General features: G+C 59.7%; 2 protein-coding genes. One reads left to right on the forward strand and one right to left on the reverse strand.

Annotated elements, in window-relative coordinates:
- The coding region (locus tag BKD70_RS23285) for an iron-containing alcohol dehydrogenase (protein ID WP_139145825.1) at positions 1–429 on the reverse strand (429 nt) is incomplete at its 3' end.
- A 123-nt stretch (positions 430–552) separates the two neighbouring features.
- Here BKD70_RS23285 and BKD70_RS23290 point away from each other — a divergent pair.
- On the forward strand, positions 553–1569 hold the full coding sequence (locus BKD70_RS23290) for a DUF4917 family protein (protein WP_054898732.1): 1017 nt from the start codon (positions 553–555) through the stop codon (positions 1567–1569).
- Positions 1570–1594: the final 25 nt, after the last annotated feature.

Raw genomic sequence — 1594 nt, forward strand, 5'->3', positions numbered from 1 at the left:
GCTGGCCGTGCCAGCGGTGGTATTGATGGCTACCAGCGGCAGTTGCGGCTTGCTCGATCGGTCCACGCCTTCATAGTCGCCGATACGCCCACCGTTGGTGGCGCACAGGGCAATGCCCTTGGCGCAGTCATGGGGCGAACCGCCGCCCAGGGACACGACGAAATCACAGGCGCTCTGTTGCAGTAACGCCAGGCCTTTTTCGACGTTTTCCACGCTGGGGTTGGGCTTGGCGCCGTCGTAGATCACCGAGTCGATATCCTGCATCGCCAGCTTCTCGGCGATCATGCCGGCCACACCGGCTTTGGCCAGGCCGACGTCGGTGACGATCAACGCTTTGCCGAAGCCGTAGTTGCGGATGGCGGTCATCGCTTCGTCGAGGCAATCGATGCCCATGATGTTGACGGCGGGGATGAAGAACGTGCTGCTCATGATCAATCCTCAAAGGCTTTATGCCGACAGAATCAACCTGTACCGCGTGGCGCATCTTGATCAGGATCAATGCCGGCTCGTGATAAAGTCACCCCCCAGCCGATTTCGAGTAGACCCGCCGCAATGAAGGATTTCCAGGATATTGACGCCCACCTTGAAGACTGGAGTGCCCTGCGCGCTGCCGTCGACTTCAGCGGGATTCTGATCGGCAACGGCGCCAGCCGCACGATCTGGGAAGACTTTGCCTACGACTCGCTGTTCGAAAACGCCCGTACCGTCGAAGAAAAACCCCTGAGCGCCTCCGAGCTCAGCGTGTTCGACGCCTTGCAAACCCGCAGTTTCGAGCAAGCCCTGGGCGCCTTGAAAACCACCAGCCGGGTCAACAAGGCCCTGGCGGTCAGCTCGGCGGCGCCGCGTAACCGTTACTACGCGATCAAGGAAGCACTGATCAACACCATCCATGCCGTGCACATTCCCTGGCGCCTGGTGCAACCGTCGACGCTGGCGACGATCAACGCGGAGCTGGCCACCTACGCCACCGTATTCACCAGTAACTACGATTTGCTCAACTACTGGGCGACCCTGCACGCACCGGGTATCGACGACCTGTTTCGCAGCGCCGACTCAAGCTTCGACCTGCGCAATACGCGCACCGACATCACCCGCATCCTGTACCTGCACGGAGGCCTGCACCTGGTGCGCAACCTCGACGGCACGGCGCGCAAATTGCCGTCCACCGACAGCACCCTGCTCAGCAGTTTTGCCATCAACAACACGATCAAGACCCTCGACGATGTGCCGCTGTTTGTCAGTGAAGGCAAGGTGGAGGAGAAACTCAAAAGTATCCGCAGTTCGGATTATCTGTCGTTCTGTTATGAACAGCTGTTGAGCCATGAAGGCGCGCTGTGCATCTTCGGGCATGACTTGGGGCCGCAGGATAAACACCTGGTAGAAGCTATCGGCCAGGCCCGCATCAGCACCCTGGCGATCTCGGTGTCGGGGCGCAGTGATGGGTTTGTTCGTCAGCAGAAGCGGCGGTATATGGAGCTGTTCGAGGGCTCTAATGTGGAACTGAGGTTCTTTACCGCGCGTACGCACCCACTGGGCAATCCGGCATTGTCCGTCCCTGTAGAACGCTGAGCAAAATGTGGGAGCTGGCTTGCCT

The organism is Pseudomonas sp. BS-2016 (assembly GCF_001806145.1).
GTDB classification, from domain to species: Bacteria; Pseudomonadota; Gammaproteobacteria; order Pseudomonadales; family Pseudomonadaceae; genus Aquipseudomonas; species Aquipseudomonas lundensis.

Excerpts from the sequence above, each read along its gene's own strand:
- BKD70_RS23290 (WP_054898732.1), top strand. The coding sequence starts at position 553 with ATGAAGGATTTCCAGGATATTGACGCCCACCTTGAAGACTGGAGTGCC.